Source organism: Leucobacter albus (assembly GCF_039528015.1).
GTDB classification, from domain to species: Bacteria; Actinomycetota; Actinomycetes; order Actinomycetales; family Microbacteriaceae; genus Leucobacter; species Leucobacter albus.
In genome coordinates this window covers 298,276-319,170 of record NZ_BAAAKZ010000002.1, presented here as the reverse complement: position 1 = coordinate 319,170, position 20,895 = coordinate 298,276, and the positions used below count along the sequence as shown (strand labels likewise).

Annotated in this window: 19 protein-coding genes and 1 tRNA gene; 12 read left to right on the top strand and 8 right to left on the bottom strand. The window is 66.9% G+C overall.

Annotated elements, in window-relative coordinates:
- The first annotated feature begins 41 nt into the window (after positions 1 to 41).
- Positions 42 to 677: a LuxR C-terminal-related transcriptional regulator gene (locus ABD115_RS03070; RefSeq protein ID WP_343958315.1), complete on the top strand. Its 636-nt coding sequence runs from the start codon at positions 42 to 44 to the stop codon at positions 675 to 677.
- A 27-nt stretch (positions 678 to 704) separates the two neighbouring features.
- On the opposite strand, the gene ABD115_RS03065 is transcribed toward ABD115_RS03070, so the two are convergent.
- Positions 705 to 2,225, bottom strand: coding sequence for a phospholipid carrier-dependent glycosyltransferase (locus tag ABD115_RS03065; protein WP_343958084.1), 1,521 nt, complete (start codon positions 2,223 to 2,225; stop codon positions 705 to 707).
- Between the two features lie 28 nt (positions 2,226 to 2,253).
- Between ABD115_RS03065 and ABD115_RS03060 the strand changes: the two genes are divergently transcribed.
- Both ABD115_RS03060 and ABD115_RS03055 read left to right on the top strand, forming a co-directional pair.
- Positions 2,254 to 4,017 carry a proline--tRNA ligase gene (locus tag ABD115_RS03060; protein ID WP_343958082.1) on the top strand — a complete coding sequence of 588 codons (1,764 nt, stop codon included), beginning with the start codon at positions 2,254 to 2,256 and terminating at the stop codon, positions 4,015 to 4,017.
- A gap of 527 nt (positions 4,018 to 4,544) precedes the next feature.
- Positions 4,545 to 5,471: an alpha/beta hydrolase family protein gene (locus tag ABD115_RS03055; protein WP_343958080.1), complete on the top strand. Its 927-nt coding sequence runs from the start codon at positions 4,545 to 4,547 to the stop codon at positions 5,469 to 5,471.
- Between the two features lie 177 nt (positions 5,472 to 5,648).
- Here the strand turns inward: ABD115_RS03055 and ABD115_RS03050 are convergent, their stop codons facing one another.
- Positions 5,649 to 6,134: a CarD family transcriptional regulator gene (locus ABD115_RS03050; RefSeq protein WP_343958078.1), complete on the bottom strand. Its 486-nt coding sequence runs from the start codon at positions 6,132 to 6,134 to the stop codon at positions 5,649 to 5,651.
- Positions 6,135 to 6,250: 116 nt separating this feature from the next.
- On the opposite strand from ABD115_RS03050, the gene ABD115_RS03045 reads away from it, so the two are divergent.
- Complete coding sequence (locus ABD115_RS03045; protein ID WP_343958076.1) at positions 6,251 to 6,943, top strand: DNA modification methylase; 693 nt, start codon at positions 6,251 to 6,253, stop codon at positions 6,941 to 6,943.
- A gap of 98 nt (positions 6,944 to 7,041) precedes the next feature.
- Here ABD115_RS03045 and ABD115_RS03040 read toward each other — a convergent pair whose 3' ends face one another.
- The gene (locus ABD115_RS03040) at positions 7,042 to 7,734 is read right to left on the bottom strand and encodes a winged helix-turn-helix domain-containing protein (RefSeq protein ID WP_343958074.1); all 693 of its coding nucleotides are present in this window, start codon (positions 7,732 to 7,734) and stop codon (positions 7,042 to 7,044) included.
- Positions 7,734 to 8,846: a sensor histidine kinase gene (locus ABD115_RS03035; protein WP_343958072.1), complete on the bottom strand. Its 1,113-nt coding sequence runs from the start codon at positions 8,844 to 8,846 to the stop codon at positions 7,734 to 7,736. Before ABD115_RS03035 ends, ABD115_RS03040 begins: the two co-directional genes overlap by 1 nt.
- A 138-nt stretch (positions 8,847 to 8,984) precedes the next feature.
- On the opposite strand from ABD115_RS03035, the gene phoU reads away from it, so the two are divergent.
- The 3 genes from phoU to rlmB are packed head-to-tail and all read left to right on the top strand — an operon-like array spanning position 8,985 to position 12,188.
- On the top strand, positions 8,985 to 9,638 hold the full coding sequence (phoU, locus tag ABD115_RS03030) for a phosphate signaling complex protein PhoU (RefSeq protein WP_343958070.1): 654 nt from the start codon (positions 8,985 to 8,987) through the stop codon (positions 9,636 to 9,638).
- A 58-nt stretch (positions 9,639 to 9,696) separates the two neighbouring features.
- The gene (cysS, locus tag ABD115_RS03025) at positions 9,697 to 11,181 is read left to right on the top strand and encodes a cysteine--tRNA ligase (protein ID WP_343958068.1); all 1,485 of its coding nucleotides are present in this window, start codon (positions 9,697 to 9,699) and stop codon (positions 11,179 to 11,181) included.
- The gene (gene rlmB / locus ABD115_RS03020; protein WP_343958066.1) at positions 11,178 to 12,188 is read left to right on the top strand and encodes a 23S rRNA (guanosine(2251)-2'-O)-methyltransferase RlmB; all 1,011 of its coding nucleotides are present in this window, start codon (positions 11,178 to 11,180) and stop codon (positions 12,186 to 12,188) included. The genes cysS and rlmB overlap by 4 nt, the downstream gene beginning before the upstream one ends.
- A gap of 70 nt (positions 12,189 to 12,258) precedes the next feature.
- On the opposite strand, the gene ABD115_RS03015 is transcribed toward rlmB, so the two are convergent.
- The 3 genes from ABD115_RS03015 to serC all read right to left on the bottom strand — a co-directional run bounded on the left by ABD115_RS03015 (position 12,259) and on the right by serC (position 14,579).
- Positions 12,259 to 12,624 carry a DoxX family protein gene (locus ABD115_RS03015; protein WP_343958064.1) on the bottom strand — a complete coding sequence of 122 codons (366 nt, stop codon included), beginning with the start codon at positions 12,622 to 12,624 and terminating at the stop codon, positions 12,259 to 12,261.
- Between the two features lie 64 nt (positions 12,625 to 12,688).
- Positions 12,689 to 13,309, bottom strand: a complete 621-nt coding sequence (locus tag ABD115_RS03010; RefSeq protein ID WP_343958062.1) for a TetR/AcrR family transcriptional regulator — start codon at positions 13,307 to 13,309, stop codon at positions 12,689 to 12,691.
- Between the two features lie 145 nt (positions 13,310 to 13,454).
- On the bottom strand, positions 13,455 to 14,579 hold the full coding sequence (gene serC / locus ABD115_RS03005) for a phosphoserine transaminase (protein WP_343958060.1): 1,125 nt from the start codon (positions 14,577 to 14,579) through the stop codon (positions 13,455 to 13,457).
- Positions 14,580 to 14,740: 161 nt separating this feature from the next.
- On the opposite strand from serC, the gene ABD115_RS03000 reads away from it, so the two are divergent.
- The 5 genes from ABD115_RS03000 (at position 14,741) to ABD115_RS02980 (ending at position 19,178) form a co-directional block, all read left to right on the top strand.
- Entirely contained in the window at positions 14,741 to 15,430 is a 690-nt protein-coding gene (locus tag ABD115_RS03000; protein ID WP_343958058.1) for an iron-dependent transcriptional repressor DtxR, read from the top strand.
- Between the two features lie 97 nt (positions 15,431 to 15,527).
- On the top strand, positions 15,528 to 16,880 hold the full coding sequence (gene gdhA, locus ABD115_RS02995) for an NADP-specific glutamate dehydrogenase (RefSeq protein ID WP_343958056.1): 1,353 nt from the start codon (positions 15,528 to 15,530) through the stop codon (positions 16,878 to 16,880).
- Positions 16,881 to 16,993: 113 nt separating this feature from the next.
- Positions 16,994 to 17,731, top strand: coding sequence for a hypothetical protein (locus tag ABD115_RS02990; RefSeq protein WP_343958054.1), 738 nt, complete (start codon positions 16,994 to 16,996; stop codon positions 17,729 to 17,731).
- A 168-nt stretch (positions 17,732 to 17,899) separates the two neighbouring features.
- Positions 17,900 to 17,972: transfer RNA gene (locus ABD115_RS02985), tRNA-Arg, on the top strand.
- A 402-nt stretch (positions 17,973 to 18,374) separates the two neighbouring features.
- Positions 18,375 to 19,178, top strand: coding sequence for a maleylpyruvate isomerase family mycothiol-dependent enzyme (locus ABD115_RS02980; RefSeq protein ID WP_343958052.1), 804 nt, complete (start codon positions 18,375 to 18,377; stop codon positions 19,176 to 19,178).
- Between the two features lie 3 nt (positions 19,179 to 19,181).
- Here ABD115_RS02980 and ABD115_RS02975 read toward each other — a convergent pair whose 3' ends face one another.
- The gene (locus ABD115_RS02975) at positions 19,182 to 20,747 is read right to left on the bottom strand and encodes an acyl-CoA synthetase (protein ID WP_343958050.1); all 1,566 of its coding nucleotides are present in this window, start codon (positions 20,745 to 20,747) and stop codon (positions 19,182 to 19,184) included.
- Between the last annotated feature and the right edge of the window lie 148 nt (positions 20,748 to 20,895).

Sequence of the window (20,895 nt, the reverse complement as noted above, 5' to 3'; positions counted from 1 at the left end):
GCAGCGAGCACGAGGCGGGCGCCGCGGCGCCGATTCGCGTCGTGATCGTCGACGACCACCAAATCTTTCGCACGGGGCTCCGCGCCGAGCTCGGCCCCGAGATCGATGTCGTCGGCGAGGCCGCAACGGTCGACGAAGCTGTCGCGACGATTCCAGGGCTCGCCCCCGACGTCGTGCTGCTCGACGTGCACCTGCCGGGCGGCTCGGGTGGCGGCGGTGCCGAGGTGCTGCAGCGGCTCGCGGGGGTCGCGGGGTCGACCCGGTTTCTCGCGCTGAGCGTCTCTGACGCGGCCGATGACGTCGTGAGCGTGATCCGTGCGGGCGCCCGTGGGTACCTGACGAAGACGGCGTCGGGCGCCGAGGTCACAGCGGCCGCGCTGCGCGTGCGCGGGGGAGACGCGGTGTTCTCACCGAGGCTCGCGGGCTTCGTGCTCGACGCCTTCGGCACGGGGCTCGGCGAAACAGCCGCGGCCGACGACGAGCTCGACCGGCTCACGGCGCGCGAGCAAGAGGTCATGCGAATGATTGCGCGCGGCTACGCCTACAAAGAGGTCGCAGCCGAGCTGTTTCTCTCGGTGAAAACCGTCGAGACGCACGTGTCGAGCGTGCTGCGCAAACTGCAGCTCTCGAATAGGCACGAGCTCACCGCCTGGGCGCTCTCCAAGCGACTGCTGTAGCGCACCGGGTGCGCGCGGCGCGCGGCGCTACGCCCAGCCCGGCAGCCACAGGTGCCAGCGCCAGAACCACTCCGGCACCGGCACGCCGGCCCACACCGGGAAGAAGAGCACCGCGAGCAGCACGGCCCCAGCAAGGAAGATGCCGACCGCGATGCGCCTGCCCGAGACCTCGTCGCGCGTGCCCCTGCGTCGGCAGATCACGCCGATAACGAGCGCGAGCGCGATCGCCGAGAACGGCGTGAGCACCACCGCATAGAACTGAAACACCGCTGACCGCGAGAGCGTCAGCACCCACGGCAGCCAGCCCGAGAGATACCCGACGACGACGAACGCGGCGGCGTACGCGCCGGCGCCGGCAAGCTGCCGGTGCCGCACAATTCGGGCGGGGTGGATCAGGGCTCGGCACACCCACCACGCGAGCAGCGCGAGGGCCGCAACCCCGCCCCACGTGACGATCAGGTTTGGCAGCGGCGAGACGACCGACGTCAGCCCGGTCTCGAGCGTCTCCCGGTACATCGCCGTTGGCCGGAGCCCGAGCGGCCACGTCAGCGGGTGCGCCTGGTAGGGGTGCGGTGCCGAGAGCGTCGAGTGCCAGGCAAACATGTCCACGTGGTACTGCCACAGCGCCAGGGGCCACGGCCCGTCGGCACGGCCCCAGCCGCCGGCGGTGCAGATCCACCCCGCCCAGCTGGTGACGTACACCACGAGCGCGGTCGGCAGCGCGATGAGCCCGGTCGCAACGGCCTGGAGCGCGGAGCGGGAGAGCGCGACCGCGGTGCTCGCGTGCCGGTGCCGCGACAGATCGACCGTGAGGCCGAGCGTGCGGCGGGCCTCGCGCGCCGCGACAACGCGCACGATCGTGTCGCGCGCGGCCGTGAGCAGCAGGAACGCGGCGAGCGGGTACAACCCCGACCATTTCACGGCCGCCGCGGCCCCGAACAGCGCGGCGGCGGCGATGAGCCAGGGCCGCGCCCACAGCACGGGTGGGCCGAGGCGTGAGAACGCCCGGCGATCCACCACCCACTCGTGGTCGCGCCACATGCACAGCGCGCCGGCAACGACGAAGAAGGTGAGCACCCCGTCGAGCAGGCCGACGCGGCTGAGCACGACGTGCACGCCGTCGACGGCGAGCACGAGCCCCGCGATGAGCGACACGGCCGTGCTGCGGCTGACGCGCCACGCAAGCACCATCGTCAGGCCGACCGTCGCGACACCGACGAGCGCGCCGCCGGCTCGCCAGCCCCACCCGGTGCCGTCGCCGAACACGGCGAGGCCGAGCGCGATCACCCACTTGCCGAGCGGCGGGTGCACGGCGAACGACGGTTCGTCGGTGAACGGCAAGCCCATGAGAGTGTCGTCGTCGGGCCAGACTGTGGGGAATCCGTGCGCGAGCTGCGTGATCGCGTCGCGCACGTAGTAGATCTCGTCGAATACGAGCGAGCCCGGCCGGCCGAGCGCCCAGAAGCGCAGCACCCCGGCGAGCGCGAGCACGGCGAAGACACCGACGGCGGTGAATCGGCGGGAACGCCTGTGCAAACTGACGGGCATACGCTCAGCCTACGGCTAGCATGGGAGAGTGATCACACGGCTCAGCTCATACTTTTTCAAGACACTGCGCGAAGACCCCTCTGATGAGGAGGCGCGCAGCCACAAACTGCTGCTGCGCGCAGGCTACATTCGCCGCCAGTCGCCCGGCGTGTTCGCCTGGTTGCCGCTCGGCCTCAGGGTGAAGGCGAAGATCGAGCAGATCGTGCGCGAAGAGATGGCTGCCGCCGGCGCGCACGAGGTGCACTTCCCGACGATGCTGCCGCGCGAGCCGTACGAGCTCACCGGTCGCTGGGAAGAGTACGGCGAGACCATGTTCCGGCTGAAAGATCGGCACGGAGCCGATCACCTGCTCGCGCCGACGCACGAGGAGGCTTTCACGGTGCTCGTGAAAGACATCGTGTCGTCGTACAAAGATCTACCGCTGCAGCTCTTCCAGATTCAAGACAAGTACCGCGACGAGGCGCGCCCCCGCGCGGGCCTGCTGCGTGGGCGCGAGTTCACGATGAAAGACGCGTACTCGTTTGACGTGTCTGATGAGGGGCTCGACGCGAGCTACCAGAAGCAGCGCGACGCCTACGAGCGCATCTTCACGAGGCTCGGGCTCGAATACGTCATCGTCTCGGCAGACGCCGGTGCGATGGGCGGCTCGCGCTCCGAGGAGTTCCTGCTGCCGATTGCTATCGGCGAGGACACGTTCGTGCGCTCGGCCGGGGGCTACGCAGCGAACGTCGAGGCCTACGTCACGCCCGTGCCCGACCCGCTGCCCATCGAGGGGCAGCCGGCGGCCGTGGTGTTCGATTCGCCAGATACGCCGACGATCGAGACGCTCGTCGCGCACGTGAACGCGACGATGCCGCGCGAAGATGGCCGCGCCTGGACCGCGGCCGACACGCTCAAGAACGTCGTGCTCGCCGTGACCAACCTCGAGGGCGAGCGCTCGCTCGTCGTCGTCGGCATTCCCGGTGACCGAGACGCCGACATGAAGCGCGTCGAGGTCGCCTTCCCGAACTGCGAGGTCGAGCCAGCAACTGCAGCCGACTTCGCGAAGCACCCTGGCCTCGTCAAGGGCTACATTGGGCCCGGCTTTGCCGACGCTCCCGTGCTCGGGCTTGAGGGCTCGTCTGGCGTAAAGTACCTGCTCGACCCGCGCGTGGTGCCAGGCACCGCCTGGGTCACCGGCGCGAACGAAGACGAGAAGCACGTCGCGCACCTCGTCGCCGGCCGCGACTTCACGGCAGACGGTGTCGCCGAGATCGCATCTGTGCGCGCGGGCGACCCGGCCCCCGACGGCTCGGGCCCCATCGAGACCGCCCGCGGCATGGAGATCGGACACGTCTTCCAGCTCGGGCGCAAGTACGCCGAGGCGCTCGGGCTGAAGGTGCTCGACGAGAACGGCAAGCTCGTGACCGTGACGATGGGCTCGTACGGCATCGGAGTGACCCGCATTCTCGCTGCGCTCGCCGAGCTGAACAACGACGAGCGGGGCCTCGTGTGGCCGCGCGAGATCGCGCCGTTCGACGTGCACGTCGTTGCCACCGGCAAGGACCCAGCGGTGATCGAGATCGCGGAGCAGCTCGTTCATGACCTCTCTGCCGCCGGCGTCGACCTCATGTTCGACGATCGCCCGAAGGTGTCGCCCGGCGTGAAGTTTGGCGACGCCGAGCTGCTGGGCACGCCGCGCGTTGTTGTCGTTGGTCGCGACGCTGCCGAGGGCTTCGCCGAGGTCTGGGATCGTGCCGCCGGCACCAAGGAGAAGGTCGCGATCGTCGACGTGCCCGCGCTGTTTGCGTAGGGGCTTCGCGGGGGTGCTGCGGGCGCGGGCGCTAGGGGCGCGGGCGCTGGGTTGCGGGCGCTAGGGGCGCGGGCGCTCGGGCGCGGGTGCCTCGCTCGGGCGCGGGCGCTGGGTTGCGGGCGCTAGGGGCGCGGGCGCTCGGGCGCGGGTGCCTCGCTCGGGCCACCCGGCGAGCCTTTTGCGCGACCCCTTTGCTCGACCCCTGCACTTGCCTCCGAGATCCCCTAGCTGCTGCGCGAAACTTGTGACGCTCTCGGAGGCTGCGCAAGGGGTGGGTTCGGGGCGAGGGCGTCGGGGCGGTAGTGGCCGGGCGGCTGAGTGGCCGGGCGGCCGGCGCAGCTATCTGCCCCCAGCTGGAGATTTGCGGTTGATAGCACCGTTCCGGTCGGCAGGAGCCGACGGAGTGCAGATCGCCCCGTGGTGTGCAGGGCCACCCCGCTCGCGCAAGGGCCGAGATCTGTCCGTGGTCGTGGCATTCAGATACGATTGCACCCAGCAACGGCAGGTCGCACCGACGGAGGCGCACAGTGACGAGCACCGCACCCATGCCGGGACGAGCCGAGAGAGGCAAGCCCGGCACAGACGTTGAGATCGTCTGCGCAGATGGTTATGTGCTCTCGGCTCGAGCCTTCCGCCCCGCCCCGAAGGTCGACCGCGGCCTCACAGCGGTGATCACCACGGCGACGGGGGCAAAGGCCTCGTTCTACTGGCGCTATGCCGACTACCTGGCCTCGCACGGTTTGCGGGCGGTGGTTGCCGACTACCGCGGCGTTGGCAGGTCGGCGCCCGAAGGCTCACCGCGGGCGCTGCGCGGCATGCGCACCCGCTGGCATGAGTGGGGCACCCTCGACATCGATGCGGTCATCGGTTGGGCAATGACAGATGGCCCTGGCCGTCGCATCGTCGGTGTTGGCCATAGCTTCGGTGGTCTCGGTATCTGCCTTGCCCCGCGAGCTGGGGCGGTCGAGCGGCTGATCACCGTTGGAGCGCAGCACGCGCACTGGCGAGACTATGCGACCCGGAGCCCGCGCACGCTGTTGCGCTGGCACATCGCCATGCCTGCGATTGCTGCGGCCGTTGGCTATCTGCCTGGGCGCAGGCTCGGGTGGCTCGAAGACGTGCCGCGCGGCGTCGCGTTCGATTGGGCGCGCGGGCGACGAAACTTCGCCGACACCATCGGGCGTGGCGGTGACCTCGTGATGTCGCGCATGGCGGGGCTCGAATTTGCGATGCTGGCCGTGGCGGCGACCGACGACCCGTTTGCGACGCCGGCCGCTACCGATCGTCTGCTGGGGTATCTGCCGCGCGCGCGGGTCGAGCGGTGTGAGCTCTCGCCGAGCGAGCTTGGGGTCTCCGAGATCGGGCACCTGGCGGTGTTCCATGAGAGGTTCAAGAACCCGCTGTGGGCCCGCTCTGCTGAGTGGCTGCTGCGTGACGCAGCGGCCCGTCAGTAACCGCTCCGGCCCTCGCTGAGCGCAGCCCCGCCAACCACCAAAGCACACGATAATCACCGGAGCACACGTTGTTGGAAGCAAATAGCGTGTGCTCCGGTGAACTACGTGTGCTCCGGCGGGTACTTCTTGCAGAACCTGGGGCCACTCGTCTCCCGCGCAGCGGGCGGCGTCACGGGGCTACGAAGCGAGAACCTCGTCGAGAATCTCTCCGGCCTTCTCCTCGTCGGTCTTCTCAGCGAGCGCGAGCTCGGAGACGAGAATCTGGCGAGCCTTGGCGAGCATGCGCTTCTCGCCTGCGGACAGCGAGCGCACCTCTTGGTCGCGGCGCCACAGGTCGCGAACGACCTCGGACACCTTGATGACGTCACCGGATGCGAGCTTCTCGGTGTTGGCCTTGAAGCGGCGCGACCAGTTCGTTGGCTCTTCGGTGAACGGGGTACGCAGTACCTCGAACACCTCCTTCAGGCCCTCCTGGTCGATGACGTCGCGAACGCCAACGAGGTCGCAGTTCTCTGCCGGCACCTCAATGGTCAGGTCGCCCTGGTCGACCTGGAGCTTCAGGAAGAGCTTTTCTTCGCCACCGAGTTTGCGCTTCTTCACCTCGATGATCTTGGCTGCGCCGTGGTGGGGGTAGACGACGGTCTCTCCGACCTCAAATTGCATCGAGTTGCTCCTTGTGTTAAACCAACCACTAGAATACCACAGCTCGCTGGCATGCTCCCGGTGTATATTGCGACGCGGCGCTCCCGGCTCGCACCTACCCGCTGCGGGGGATAGTATTGACACAGGTCTGCGTGCTTCGGGCGCGCACGTTTCAGTTCATCCACGGCTCGGAGGCCCTCTTGAAGAATCGGATCGCCGCTTCACTCGCGCTTGCAGCAGCGCTCACGCTCGGCATGAGCGGGTGCAGCCTCATCGCACACAACGCGACCGGCGTCGAGTACGCGCCAAGCGACGGCGTGCAGGTCACGTCGGAGGGCGTCGCGCTGCGCAACATCATGCTCGTCGCAGACGAGGCTGGCGAGAACTTCAACCTCGTCTTCACCTCGGTTAACAACACCGGCGCTCCCGCGAAGGTCTCGCTGAACATGAAGAGCGAGGGGGCCGACGCTACCGTCGACTTTGTTGCTCCCGAGGGCACGACCTCGTTCGGCAACCCCGAGAACGACGAGGAGGTCATCGTGACGACCCTCGCTGACCTGCAGGCAGGCCAGACCGTCAAGACCTACTTCACGATCAACGGCGTCGGTGACCTCACTGAGTTCATCCCGCTGCTCGACGGCACGCTCAAGGAGTACCAGGCGTACGTGCTCGACGAGGGCGCTGTCGCGGCAACCGAGGCCGACCTGTTCGACCTCGCGGCGATGACCGAGGCCGAGATCGCCGAGGCGGCGAAGGCCGCGGGTGAGTCGGTCGAGGAGTTCACGGCTCGCATGGCCGAAGAGCTCGCGGCCGCGACCAAGGCTGGCTAACACCGAGGTGTAGCCGCGCGACACCGCGCAACAAACGGGACCAGGCGATGCGCTCGCCTGGTCCCGTTTTGGTATGCGTGCAGGGAGCCGCGGGGCTGCTAGCCGAAGCGGTACCCGACGCCGCGCACCGTCGAAATGAGCTTCGGCTGCGCGGGCTCCTCCTCGATGCGTGAGCGCACGCGCTTGACGTGCACGTCGAGAGTTTTCGTGTCGCCGTAGTAGTCGCTGCCCCACACACGGTCGATGAGCTGACCGCGGGTGAGCACGCGGCCGCTGTGCCGCATGAGCAGTTCGAGTAGCTCGAACTCGCGCAGCGGCATGGCTATCTCGGTGCCGCGCACGGTAACGGTGTGGCGGTCGGTGTCGAGGCGGATCCCGTTCGACTCGAGTGCACCACCGTCGTCGTCGACCTGCGCTTCTTCGGCGGGCACGGCTCGCCGCAGCGCCGCGCGCACGCGGGCGAGCAGTTCGCGGGTCGAATACGGCTTGGTGACGTAATCGTCGGCGCCGAGCTCGAGGCCAACGACGATGTCGATTTCGCTGTCTTTGGCGGTGAGCATGATGATTGGCACCTGCGAGCGAGACCGAATCTCGCGGCACACCTCGGTGCCGGGCAGGCCGGGCAGCATGAGATCGAGCAGCACGAGGTCGGCCCCGTCAGCGCCGAAGGTGCGCACTGCGTCATTGCCGTCGGCGACGACCGTGACACTGTACCCCTCGCGCTCGAGCAAGAACGAGAGCGGTTTCGAGATGGACTCTTCGTCTTCGACGAGGAGAATGCGTGGGGACACTAGGCGCGTCCTTTCGTGTCTGTGAGCTGTTGGAGTGCTTTGCGAGTGCGTTTGACGCGCTTCGCGCGCTTCTTTTTGGGAATGTCGGACAGCGGGAATGAGAGCGTAAAGCGCGACCCCTCGCCGGGGGTGGATCGCACGGTGACGTCACCACCGTGGGCGCGCAGTGAGTGGCGGGCGATGCTCAGCCCGAGGCCCGTGCCGCCGTCGTCGCGGCTGCGGGCTCCGTCGACCCGGTAGAAGCGTTCGAAGATGCGCTCGAGGTGCTCGGGCGCGATGCCTGGGCCGGCGTCGGTGATGGTCACCGTGAAGTGGCGTTTCTTGTGGGCGATACGCACCCGCACGGATGCGCCGGCGGGAGAGTGTCTGATTGCGTTGCTGAGAATATTTGCGACGGCGCTGGCAATCGCGCTCTGGCGCCCCTGCATTGCGGAGGTGCGCTTGGGGGTCGAGCTGTCAATGAACACCAGGTCTACGCCGCGGCGCTCCGCGAAGCTCTCGTGGGCATCGATCTCATCTTCGACGACGGCCCGCAGATCCACGTGTTCGAGCTGCTCGGGTCGCAGCGTCGACTGCGCCTCAGAAAGCTGAATGATGTCGCGGGAGAGATCAGCGAGGCGTTTTGACTCTTTCACGAGGCTCGCCGCGAACTCGCGCACGAGCTCCGGGTCGTCGGCGGCCTCCTTCACGGCCTCGGCGAGTAGCCCGACGGCCGCGATGGGAGTTTTCAGCTCGTGCGAGACGTTTGCAATGAAGTCGCGGCGCATTGCCGTGAGGCGCTGCTCCTCCGCGAGGTCTTCTGCGATGACCGCGAGGAAGTCGCCCTCGATGCGAATGACGTGGGTGCGCACGGGGGCGCCGGGGTCGTCGGGCTTCGGGTCGCGGTGCGAGGGCGTGCCGGTCGCGAGAACGCCCTCGGCGCGCTTGCGGAACTCGATCGTGCGCAGCAGCCCGAGTTCGGTTGGGTTCTCGCTCTTGCGGGCGACTTCGTTGGCGTACACGGCTCTGAGATCGCGGTCGAGAATGACCGCGAACACGTCGAGCCCGTCGAGAATCGCTGGGGCGGTCTCGGGGAGGCCGTGGAGCTGTGGAAGCTCGGCGAGCTGGAGCATGTCTTCATCGTAAACGGCGGCGAACGTTCTGCGCACCAGCGCGTGAAGAGTTCGCTCAGTGTTTACCTTGTCGTGACGGGTAGTTCACACTGGGAGGCGAAAGTAAGTATGCACTGAGGTTGCCCACGAAAGGACATCATGCGCGCAGTATTCCAGCAGTCGCTGAGTGAGTTGCAGGAACGACTCGCCCACATGGCCGAGCTCGTCGAAGCATCGATTAACGAGGCGACCACCGCCTTCGGAAGCTCAGACGCCGAACTCGCAGAAAACGTCATCGAGCGCTCAGACGAGGTCGACGCGCTCGCCCTCGCGCTCGACGAGCTCGCCTTCGACATTCTGCTCAGGCAGTCGCCCGTCGCATCAGACCTGCGGCTTGTCGTAGCGTCGTTGCGCATGAGCTCGGAGCTTGAGCGCATGAGCGACCTCGCCGAGCACATTGCCGAGCTCGCGCGCTACCGCTACCCCGACAGCGCGATCCCGAAGGGGCTGCGCAAGACGTTTACGCGCATGGGCGCGCTCGACGTCGAAATGGCGGAGGCGGTCGTGCGACTGCTGCGCGAGCAAGACCCGGCCATCATTCTCGAGATTCGCGACCTCGAGGACGACCTCGACAAGCTGCACGCAAAAGTCTTCACGAAGATGCTCAGCGACAAGGTCAACGCAGACGCCCTCGGGCTCGTCGACGCGACGCTCGCGAGCCGCTACCACGAGCGCTTCGGCGACCACGCGGTCGGCGTGGCAAAGCAGATGCAGTTCTTCTTCTCAGGAGAAATCGCCACCGACTTCAACTAGTCGCGGTGCGACCGAAACATTCCCCGGGGCGTCACGCTGCAAACGGTAGGCTTGCAGCGTGACGCAACGCATTTATGACTCGCACGAGCAGGCCGTAGTCGACTTCGTTCCGCAGAACGCGGGCAGGGTCGGCATCTACGTCTGCGGGCCGACTGTGCAGTCCTCGCCGCACATCGGTCACCTGCGCAGCGCGCTCGTGTACGACCAGATGCGGCGCTGGTTTCGCGCAACGGGGCACGACGTGACGCTGATCCGCAACGTCACCGACATCGACGACAAGATTCTCGACAACGCGCGCATCGCGGCCGAGGCCGGCGGCTCCGAAGAGTGGTGGGCGCTTGCCTACCGCGTTGAGCGGGAGTTCACAGCGGCCTATGACGCGCTCGGCGTGCTCGCCCCGACGTACGAGCCCCGCGCGACCGCGAACATCCAAGAGATGGTGCAGCTCATTGAGCAGCTCATCGAGCGCGGCCACGCCTACCAGGCGAACGACGGCTCGGCGAGCGTGTACTTCGATACCGCCAGCTGGCCCGACTACGGCTCGCTCACCAGGCAGCAGCGCGACCAGATGGAAGACGCGGCCGACTCCGAGCCCGTCGGCAAGCGCGACCCGCGCGATTTTGCCCTGTGGAAGGCGCACCGCGACACCGAGCCCGACACCGCCTCGTGGCCGTCGCCGTGGGGCCGGGGTAGGCCCGGCTGGCACATCGAGTGCTCGGCGATGGCCGCCCGCTACCTTGGCGACGCCTTCGACATTCACGGCGGCGGGCTCGACCTGCGCTTCCCGCACCACGAGAACGAGCTCGCGCAGTCGCGCGCGGCGGGCCAGGGCTTCGCGCGCCACTGGATTCATAACGGGCTCGTGAACACCGGTGGGCAGAAGATGTCGAAGTCGCTCGGCAACTCGCTGTTCGCGGCGGATCTGCTGGCGCAAACGCGACCGATCGTGCTGCGCTACTTCCTCGGCTCAGCGCACTACCGCTCGACGCTCGAATACTCCGCAGGCTCGCTCGACGAGGCAGCCGCGGCCTTCGGCCGGATCGAGGGGTTCCTCGAACGCGCCGAGGAGTACATGGTTGCCTCAGCCGAGGATCCGCTCGCGGGAGCGGCAGCGGCCCAGCTCTACCTCGGCCCGCTCGACGGCGCCGCGACGACCGAGTCGCTGCCAGCGGCGTTCACGCAGGCGATGCTCGACGACTTCGCGATTCCGCAGGCGCTCGCGGTGCTGCACGAGGCGGTGCGCGCCGGCAACTCGGCGATCGACTCGGGTGACGGCGATGTGCTGTTACATCGCGCGATCGAGGTCGTCGCGATGCTCGATGTGCTTGGACTCGATCCACGCGATAGTCTATGGGGCGCGGCTTCTGGGAACGCCGCTGCCGACACAGCTCTCGACGCGCTTGTGGTCGGCCTCATCCAACAGCGTGCCGATGCGCGCGCGAACAAAGACTTCGCCACGAGTGACGCGATCCGTGATCGTCTCGCCGGTGCCGGAATCATCCTTGAAGATAGTCCGACCGGAACCCGCTGGAGCCACGCATGACCAATAAGAAGGGGCGCACAGGCGCCGTACGTAAGAAGGGGCTCGGCAAGGGCGTCGGATCCGGTGGCCAGGGCCGCCAGGCGCTCGAAGGCCGCGGCCCAACGCCAAAGGCCGTTGACCGCGAGTACCACCCCGCCGCGAAAGCCAAGGCGGCCCGCGAGCGCTACGAGGCCGCCAAGGCGCGCCACCAGCGCGGTGGCGCAGGATCTGGTGGCGGCCAGGGGCAAAGTAAGCGCAAGACCGACGAGTCGGAGCTCGTCACCGGTCGCAACGCCGTGCTCGAGGCCCTGCGCACGAAGATCCCCGCGACCACGCTCTACATCGCTGCGCGCATCGAGATGGACGACCGGATGCGCGAGATCATGCGCATCGCGACCAACCGCGGCGTCGCCGTGCTCGAGGTCATGCGGCAAGAACTTGACCGAATGACCGACCGCGACACCGTGCACCAGGGCGTCGTGCTCAAGGTGCCCCCGATGGAATACGCGCACCCGATGGATCTGCTTGAGGAGGTGCTGGATCGCGGTGAGACGCCGCTGTTCGTCGCTCTCGACGGCGTCACCGACCCGCGAAACCTCGGCGCGATCATTCGCTCGGTTGCCGCGTTCGGTGGTCAGGGCGTCATCGTGCCCCAGCGCCGCACCGCGAGCCTGAACTCGGCAGCGTGGAAGACCTCGGCTGGCGCCGCGGCTCGCATCCCGGTCGCACGCGCATCGAACCTCACGCAGACGATCAAGGAACTCAAGAAGCAGGGCCTGTTCGTCGTGGGCCTCGACGGCGACGGCGACGTGAGCCTGCCCGGTCTCGACCTGGCCGGCCGCCCGCTCGTGATCGTCGTCGGCAGCGAGGGCAAGGGGCTGTCGCGCCTCGTCACCGAGACCTGCGATGCGATCGTGTCGATTCCGATCTCGGCTGCCACCGAGTCGCTGAACGCCGGCATCGCCGCGTCGGTCGCGCTCTACGAGGTATCGAAGCTGCGCGCGGCCGAGGCCGCAGCTTCGGAGTAGCTAACCGCTCCCACAGCCCCGGCCCGCGCGTGTGCATTCGCGGGCCGGGGCTGTGCGCTGCGCCTGCACGCTACAGCTGGCCGGCGAAGGCGAGCATGGCCGTTCCGATCGCGAGCGCGAGCATGCCCAGGCAGTTGAACCAAAATGCAACGCCAAAGAACGTTGCCCGCACGTGTGCGGCTACCGCGCAGCAGAAATACGCAATCACCCCGACGTGGGCAGCGAGTGCGACCCCCGGAACCCAGATGCCCGCGAGCAGGCCCGCCACCGCGACTAGCTTGATGACGATGAGCGTCCACCACCAATCGCGCGGAAAACCGACTCCGGTGAGACAACTGCTGATAAACCGTGGCGGTCGCAGTGAGAGCACTGCGTCGCCTGTAAGGACGACCGCGAGCAGCGCAGTCGCCCACCACGGTGCGGGGACGAAGATCATGTGCGGTTCCTTTCACGGGGTGCCCCGACAGCGTGAGACGAGGCGGGAATGCTGCCCGGTGACGTCACGCTTGAACCGAGGCTGCAACACGGCAACGGCAGGTGGGGAGCTGCGATTCCGACAGCTGCTGGAGCGCGGTCAGCAGCGCGCCTGTGTCTGCATCCAACTCAGGCGGCCAAGTAAAGAGCAGCCCGAGGTAGGCGAGGTAGATTGCCCTCGCGCGGGTGGCTTCGAGAGTCGCGTCCGCTACCCCGCACGCCCGGGAGCAGCGATCGAGCTCCGCAGCAATCTCGTCAGTGAGCGTGGCTGCGAGCTCGGAGAACACGCGGGAGGAGTGCTGCCCGCTGACGAGGATGCTCGCATAGCTGCGACTGAGCTCGGGCTGGCGGGTGAAGAGCTCTGCGAATGGCGTGAACAGGAGGGTGAGCCGCTCTGCGCACGGAGCCGTTTGCGCTGTGGTGACCGCGGGGCGAGCGCTGTGGATCTTGGCGATTCGATCGTCAAACACCGAAACGAGCAGGGCGTTCTTATCGCCGACAGACATGACTGTGCCGACGCTGAGGCCCGCGGCAGCGGCGATGTCTTTGACCGTGGTATCGACGAACCCGAACGTTGCGAAGAGTCGTTCGGCAGCATCAAGCACCTGAGCGACTGATGTGCGGCGTTGAAGCTGGCGTGTGCGCATCTCGCCCTCCCTCAATGAACTGGTTCAGTGAACGCGTTCAGCTTACCATGTCGCTCGCCCAGCGCCAGCCCTTTTCGGCGTGAGACACAGAGGGGGCCTCCCGCATGCAGCAGGAGGCCCCCCTCGTGATCGTTGGTACGCGCCGTTACAGCCGCTCGAGCACGTAGTCGATCGCGCCGGTGAGGGTGCGCACGTCGTCGGGCTCGATCGCCGTGAACGTCGCGATGCGCAGCTGGTTGCGGCCCAGCTTGCGGTAGGGCTCCGTGTCGACGATGCCGTTCTCGCGCAGCGCCTTCGAAATAGCCGAGGCGTCGACCGAGTCGTCGAAATCAATGGTGACAACAACCTGCGATCGATGCTGCGGATCCGCCACGAACGGCGTCGCAACCTCGCTCTTCTCGGCCCACTCGTAGAGCACGCCCGACGACTCGGCGGTGCGCGCGGCGGCCCACGACAGCCCACCGTTGTCGTTGATCCACCGCACCTGCTCGTCCATGAGCGCGAGCGTCGCGAGCGCCGGAGTGTTGAGCGTCTGGTTCAGCCGCGAGTTCGATAGCGCGCCGGCGAGGTTCAGCGACTCGGGAATGTAGCGGTCGCCGTTGGTCTGCTGCTCAATGCGCTCGATCGCGGCGGGCGATACCAGCGCGAACCACAGCCCGCCGTCTGAGGCGAAGTTCTTCTGCGGCGAGAAGTAGTAGACGTCGGTCTCGGAGGCGTCAAAATCGATGCCGCCGGCGGCGCTTGTCGCGTCAACGACCGTCAGCGCCCCGGGATCCACCCCGTCGCCCGCCGCTCGGCGCACGTCGGCCATCACGCCTGTCGAGGTCTCGTTGTGCGGGTAGGCGTAGACGTCGACGCCGGCCTGGGGGAGCAGCTCGGAGCGCGAACCAGGCTCTGCCTTGCGAATCGTGGGCTCCTCGAGGAATGGCGCGGCGGCGGCCGCGGCGCCGAACTTCGCGCCGAACTCGCCGAACGTGAGGTGCTGGCTGCGGCGCGAGATCAGCGAGTGCACCGCCGAGTCCCAGAAGGTCGTTGCGCCGCCGTTCGCCAGCAAGATCTCGTAGCCCTCTGGCGCGCGGAAGAGCTGCGCGAGGCCCTCGCGCACGCTGCCGACGAGGTTCTTCACCGGTGCCTGGCGGTGCGAGGTGCCGAGCACAGTGGGCTGCAGGCTTGACAGGAAGGCAAGCTGCTCGTCGCGAATCTTCGACGGGCCGCAGCCGAAGCGGCCGTCTGCGGGGATGAGCGATGTTGGCAGTTCAATGGCAGGCATGGGCTAATTCTAGAGAGTATTCTGCGACCGGGTCGGCACTTAACCGCCGCGATTCGGGCCTCGCTGGCGAGATCCTGCTGACCGATGGCTGAACTCTTGCGTGAGTGGGGCCGCGAGATGTCGTAAGCTGGGCCTTACGCAGACTGCTTGTGGGGTATACATTGACGGACCTGATCGACACTACCGAGATGTACCTTCGAACCATTCTCGAACTCGAGGAAGAAGGCATCGTCCCGCTGCGCGCGCGGATTTCCGAGCGGCTCGGCCACTCGGGGCCCACGGTTTCGCAGACCGTTGCACGCATGGAGCGACTCGGGCTCGTTGTGGTGACGGGTGACCGACAGCTCGAATTCACCGAGGAGGGTCACGCCCGCGCGATCCGCGTGATGCGCAAGCACCGCCTCGCGGAGCGGCTCCTAGCTGATGTGATCGGGCTCGAGTGGGAGTTCGTGCACGAGGAGGCGTGCCGGTGGGAGCACGTGATGAGCGAGCAGGTCGAGCGCAAGCTGCTCAGCATTCTCGACCGGCCAACCGTCTCGCCCTACGGCAACCGCATTCCGGGCCTCGAGGAGCTCGGCGCTCGCCCAGCACCTGCTGCCAACGGCAATGAACTCGGCATGATCGATTGGCTGGCCCGCCCAAACAACCCGGCCCGCGCCACGATTCGCCGCCTCGCCGAGCCTGCGCAGTACGCGCCCGAGATGCTCGCACAGCTCGCCGCGGCCGGGGTCGTTCCCGGAAACATAGCTTCCTTCACTCGCACGGGCGACGTTGTTCGCGTTGAGGTGGAGGGGAACAGTGATGCCATCGACATTCCAGTGGAGGTGGCGGCACACATTTTCGTCTCGTAGATGAGGCGGCGTCTATTTCTGCCATTTTGTAGACGTTCGATATCGCCTGTTTTGGCGAGCCCATGATTTATGGAGCTGATACCCCGAGGAGACAGCATTGTCACTTCCAACGCCGGAGGCGCACCTCAGCGCAGTTCTTGAAGCCGTCGAATGCCGCAACCAGGGGGAGCCGGAGTTTCTCCAGGCAGTGCGAGAAGTCCTTGAGACCCTCGCGCCCGTGCTCGAGGAGCACCCCGAATACATCGAGGCCGGAATTCTCGAGCGCCTCGTCGAGCCCGAGCGCCAGATTCTCTTCCGTGTGCCGTGGGTCGACGACCGCGGCAAGGTGCAGGTCAACCGCGGCTACCGCATTCAGTTCAACGCGGCGCTCGGCCCCTATAAGGGCGGCCTGCGCTTTCACCCGAGTGTCAACCTGTCGGTCGTGAAGTTTCTCGGTTTCGAGCAGGTGTTCAAGAACGCGCTCACTTCGCAGCGCATCGGTGGCGGCAAGGGCGGATCCGATTTCGACCCGGCAGGTAAGAGCGATGCCGAGGTCATGCGTTTCTCGCAGGCCTTTATGACCGAGCTCGTACACTACATCGGCGAGCACACCGACGTTCCCGCGGGCGACATCGGCGTTGGGGCGCGCGAGATCGGCTACCTCTTCGGTCAGTACCGCAGGCTCACCCACCGCTACGAATCTGGTGTGCTGACCGGCAAGGGTAAGGGCTGGGGTGGCGCCGAGGTGCGCACCGAGGCAACCGGGTACGGCGCAGTGTTCTTCGCCGAGGAAATGCTGGCCCGCGCGGCCGACGGCGTTGCCGGGCGCCGCGCGATCGTCTCGGGCTCTGGCAACGTCGCGACCTATGTCATTGAGAAGGTGCAGCAGCTCGGGGGCCGGGCGATCACCGCGTCTGACTCGAGTGGCTACATCGTCGACGAGGCGGGCATCGATGTCGACCTGCTGAAGCAGGTGAAGGAAACCGAGCGCGCGCGAATCTCTGAGTACGCTGAACGCCGCCCGGGTGCGCACTTCGTCGCCGGTGGCAGCGTGTGGGACGTGCGGGGCGAACTCGCCTTCCCGTGCGCGACGCAGAACGAGCTCGGCGTCGACGCTGCGCGCGAGCTCATCAAGAACGGTGTGCGTGCGGTCGCCGAGGGCGCAAACATGCCGACGACGCCAGAGGCGATCGAGGTGTTGCAGGGCGCAGGCGTGCTGTTCGCGCCGGGCAAGGCAGCGAACGCCGGCGGCGTTGCAACCTCGGCGCTCGAGATGAGCCAGAATGCGGCGCGCTCGCGCTGGGACTTCGACAAGAGCGAGAGTCGACTGCACGAGATCATGCGCGACGTGCATGAGCTCTGCTACTCGGCCTCCGAGCGCTACGGCAAACCGGGCGATTACGTGCTCGGCGCGAACTCCGCCGGCTTCGTTACCGTCGCCCAGGCGATGCTCGAGCAGGGCGTGATTTAGCTCTCGTAATCTGAGCGTGACAATTTCGTGATGTTCGGTTAGGCTTGCTTCAGTCTTCGCTTCAACGGTCGCATTTCGACCGCCAACAAGCACCAACGTAAGGTAGATATTTCGTGAATTCACAGCCCAGTACCGAGGTCGTCGCTGCGACCGACTCCGCAGCTTCGTCCAAGGCGAAGGTCAAGAAGATCGCACGAGTGAGCGGCGCCGCCGTGTTCACTTTCGCTATGTTCGGCACGCTCGCGCTGCCGGCCTACGCGTTCAACGACCAGGAGGCGCCCGTCGCCGCCGTCGCCGAATCACAGTCGATTAAGGTGACCGCGGGCCCGTCGCTCACCAAGATCGATGACATTCCGCTCGAGGTTGACACCAGCGTCGCCGACCAGGAGCGCCGCGACCGTCTCGTGGCTGAAGCCGAAGAGCGTGCCAAGGAGCTCGACGCGGCGGCCAAGGGCGGCGAGAAGTCGGCCCCCGCTGCAGTCGAAATTCCGGCAGGTGCTGGCGCAAGCGGCCTCGTTGCAGCAGCGCTCGCCCAGGTTGGCGTTGGCCAAGACTGCACCGACCTCGTGCAGAACGCGCTCGCAGCGATCGGTCAGACTCAGCGTCGCGACCAGGGTGGCTACGACCACGGCGTGAACGACTTCACTCGCTACGGTGCGACCACCGGGTACGTGCACGGCAGCACCGCGCTTGCACCCGGCGACATTCTCATCTGGCCGGGCCTCCCACACGTGGCCGTGTACATCGGTGGCGGCCAGGCCGTTCACGGTGGCTGGAGCGGTGGCACCACCGTTGTCGACGCGATCAGCGTCTGGGGCCAGCTCCCCTCGACCGTCGTGCGGATGAGCTAACACTCGTTTTTCAGTGGGGCGCAGCTTTCGAGCTGCGCCCCACTGGTGTTTGTGGGGCCGGCTAGCGCTGGCTGAGCGTGGTGCGCGCCATCGTCATTCTGGTGATGGGTCGCGGGAGAGCGCGCTCGGTGCGCTAGACTCGTTTCTTGGCGCACGTGTGCGCCTTACGCCTTGGTAGCTCAGTGGATAGAGCACTTCTCTCCTAAAGAAGGTGTCGGAGGTTCGATTCCTCTCCAGGGCACAGAATGTGTGGCGGCGGTGCTGTGGCGCCGCGGTGCGGCGTGGCCGCGGGGCGGCGGCGCCGTGGTGCGGCGTGGCCGCGGTGCGGCGTGGCCGCGGGGCGGCGGCGCCGTGGTGCTTCGCATCTGCAGTTCCGGGGGCGATCTGCGCAGCCAGGGCCGTGTGCGGCGGTGTGTGGGCTTGGTTCGGCAGATCTCCGTGTGAGTGCAGATTCCCGGGCCCGGAAGGCCGCAGCATCGAACGCCCCGCGCCGACCATTTCGTGCTTCACACCTGCCCCGCATGGACTTTTGTTATAGATTCGGGCTACAGTTGCAACCTGTTGGGTAACCGAATTGCCCGGGGTTGGCGGTGCACGCAGTTGCGAGGCGGCTGCCCGGGCCCTCAGAGCGGAGGGTGCGCTGATGGAACTCACTCAGGCCCTTGCGGTGCTTGACGACGCCTCCGAGGCTCTCGACCAGACAGTGAGCGCGTTGCCGCCGCGCAGGTGGTCACGCCCAACGCCCGCCCGGGGGTGGAATATCGCCACTCAGATTGGCCACCTCGTGTGGTCTGACGAGGTCTCGTTGCGGGCGCTGCGACGCGACCCCGAGCTCGAGCAGTTTCTCGCGCGGGTTGCCGGCAGCGCGGTGAGCGGGTTTGTCGACCGGGGCGCCAGGGAGCGCGCAGCGCTGCCGGTGTTGCATCTCTTGCACGAGTGGCGCGCGGGCAGGCGGGCGCTGGCTCGTGCGGTGCTCGAGGCAGACCCAGGGGGCAGGGTGAACCTTCTCGGGCAGCAGGTGCTGCCGCGCACGCTGGTTGCCGCACGCATCGTCGAGACGTGGGCGCACGCACTCGATGTCTACGACGCGCTCGCTATGCAGGCGCCCTCTACTGCGGGCGTAAACGTCGTTGCGCGCATGGGCATGCGCACCCGCGAGGCGTCGTTCCGTGCGCGCGATATCGAGCTTCCGGTCGCCGCGGTGCGGGTTGACCTGGCAGCTGCTCACGGCGAGCGTCTCGAGTTCGGCCCCGCAGACGCCCCCGAGAGCGTCGCAGGCGACGCCTGGTCGTTCGCGGCGGTTGTGACACAGCGCCGCAACGTTGCCGATGTGAAGCTCGATGTCGCGGGCGACGGCGCCGCCCGGTGGATGCGCATCGCCCAGGCCTTTGGCGGGGTGCCGACGAACGGCCCGGCGCCGGGTGCACGCCTCGAGTGGCACAGGTAGCCGCTACTGCGGCTCCCCGATGGGCGTGAGCTCCTTCACCCACTCTCGCAACTCGACCTTGCGCACTTTGCCGGTTGCCGTGAGCGGCAGGGCCTCGACAACGAAGTACCGTCGGGGCACCTTGAACCCCGCGAGGTGCGTGCGCGCGTGCTTGTCGAGACTGGCCGCGAGGTCTTCGCTGTTGCTCGCTCCGCCCGACACGATGATCGCGGTGACCGCCTCGCCCCAGTAGTCGTGCGGTGTTCCGATGACCGAGACGTCGGTAATGCCGTCGTGGGTGTGCAGCACCTGCTCGACCTCGATGGGGTAGACGTTCTCGCCACCCGAGATCACCATGTCTTTCTTGCGGTCGACCAGGAAATAGAACCCGTCAGCGTCGATGCGCGCGAGATCGCCCGTGAAGAACCAGCCATCGCGAAACGACTCGGCGTTGGCGTCGGGGCGATTCCAGTAGCCCGAGAACACCGACGGCCCGCGCAGAATCAGCTCGCCGACGGTGTCGCCCTCGACGTCGCGCCCCTGCTTGTCGACGACGCGGAAGTCAACGTTGGGCGATGGCTTTCCAATCGAGCCGGCCTTTGTCGTGATGAACTCGCTTGAGAGCGATGAGGCGGCCGCGGCGGTCTCGGTCATGCCGAAGCCCTCAATAAACGCCATGCCCTTCGCTTTGAGCCCCTCGATGACGGGGATGGGGCATGGCGCTCCGCCGGTGATCGCGACGTTCAGCGACGAGGTGTCGTGCGCATCGAGTTCGCCCGAGCGCAATATCGCCGTCCACATCGTCGGTACGGCGAATGCCTTGGTGCACGCATACTTTTCGACGGCGGCTGCCCAGGTGGCCGGCGCGAACGCCTCGAGAATGTAGTTGCTGCCGCCCCAATAGAGCGTGGCAAGCGTGTACACGGCTAGGCCGCCGACATGGAACATGGGCGCGACGACGATGTTGCGGTCGCGCGGGCTCAGCCCCGTTTCCATGCTGTTGTGGTACAGCGAGACCCAGAACAGGTTGGCGTGGCTGAGAACCGCGCCCTTCGGCTTGCCGGTTGTGCCCGAAGTGTACATGAGCAGCGCAGCGCTGTCTGGGTCTACCTCGGGGAGGGGCGCCCCTGGGTCGCCGGAGTCGATGAGCTGCTCGAACTCGCTCTGTGCGCCGGCGCGGCGCTCTGCTGCCGTGAGCAGCGGGATCGTCTCCGTGACAGATGTGCCCGCCGTGGCGGCGATGACGGCCTCCTGCAGCGGTGTTGAGGCGAACGCGAGGGTCGCCCCGGAGTCGGCGAGAATGAAATTGATCTCGGTCGCGGTGAGCCGGTGGTTGATAAGCACGGTCACCGCGTCGAGCTTCGCGACAGCAAAGAGAATCTCGAGCATCGCCGGGCTGTTGAGCGCACACACCGCGACCCTGTCGCCGGCCGCGACGCCTCGCTCCCGCAGGGCAGAGGCCAGGCGGGTCGTGCGTTCGTCGAGCTCCCGAAACGTGATCGACGTGTCCGTCTCGACGTCGACCAGGGCGGGTCGGTCGCCGGTGCGAAGCGCGTGGATTGAAACCCATTTTCCGAGAGGAACGCTCATGATTATTCTCCTTTGAATGACCAAGCTGTCGGCCTCCGCCGTCGGTAGCGGTAGCCAAATCGACGCTCGTTGGTTACTGTATGTGAAGGATCAATAACAATCAAGGAAGATTGTTTTTGACTCACGAGAGTCGAAGCGAACTTCCAGG

Bases quoted from the DNA above. Each gene is read 5' to 3' on its own strand.
- ABD115_RS03050 (WP_343958078.1), bottom strand. From the start codon at position 6,134: ATGCAATTTGAGGTCGGAGAGACCGTCGTCTACCCCCACCACGGCGCA.
- ABD115_RS02980 (WP_343958052.1), top strand. From the start codon at position 18,375: ATGGAACTCACTCAGGCCCTTGCGGTGCTTGACGACGCCTCCGAGGCT.
- ABD115_RS03010 (WP_343958062.1), bottom strand. From the start codon at position 13,309: ATGCGCACACGCCAGCTTCAACGCCGCACATCAGTCGCTCAGGTGCTT.
- ABD115_RS03035 (WP_343958072.1), bottom strand. From the start codon at position 8,846: ATGCTCCAGCTCGCCGAGCTTCCACAGCTCCACGGCCTCCCCGAGACC.
- ABD115_RS03065 (WP_343958084.1), bottom strand. From the start codon at position 2,225: ATGCCCGTCAGTTTGCACAGGCGTTCCCGCCGATTCACCGCCGTCGGT.
- ABD115_RS03015 (WP_343958064.1), bottom strand. From the start codon at position 12,624: ATGATCTTCGTCCCCGCACCGTGGTGGGCGACTGCGCTGCTCGCGGTC.
- serC (WP_343958060.1), bottom strand. From the start codon at position 14,579: ATGCCTGCCATTGAACTGCCAACATCGCTCATCCCCGCAGACGGCCGC.
- phoU (WP_343958070.1), top strand. From the start codon at position 8,985: ATGCGCGCAGTATTCCAGCAGTCGCTGAGTGAGTTGCAGGAACGACTC.
- rlmB (WP_343958066.1), top strand. From the start codon at position 11,178: ATGACCAATAAGAAGGGGCGCACAGGCGCCGTACGTAAGAAGGGGCTC.
- ABD115_RS02975 (WP_343958050.1), bottom strand. From the start codon at position 20,747: ATGAGCGTTCCTCTCGGAAAATGGGTTTCAATCCACGCGCTTCGCACC.